This is a genomic window from Monashia sp. HAY1-5C (assembly GCF_056755255.1).
In genome coordinates, this window is record NZ_JBPGXG010000354.1 from 1 (window position 1) to 272 (window position 272).

Annotated in this window: 1 protein-coding gene; it reads right to left on the minus strand. The window is 40.8% G+C overall.

Annotation, left to right across the window (positions count from 1 at the left end):
* On the minus strand, nt 1-230 hold a 230-nt coding region (locus tag ACR9ZK_RS22000; RefSeq protein ID WP_481344079.1), incomplete at its 3' end, for a 2-oxo acid dehydrogenase subunit E2.
* Nucleotides 231-272 lie beyond the last annotated feature (42 nt).

Consider the following 272-nt stretch of genomic DNA (forward strand, 5'->3'; position numbering starts at 1 on the left):
GGCTTCTCAATAATCGCTCCTACTGAAAGGATTGCAGAGTTTGGCTGGTTAATGATACTTGTAAATGTTTCGATTCCGAACATTCCTAAGTTTGAAATTGAGAAAGTAGAACCTTCCACTTCATTAGCTTTAAGACCTTTGTTTTTTGCTCTTGCTGCCATATCTTTTACTGCGGCAGAAATCTGCGTGTAGTTCATCTGGTCTGTATTCTTAAGAACCGGAACTACCAATCCGTCCGGAATTGCAACTGCTACACCGACATTGATGTTTCC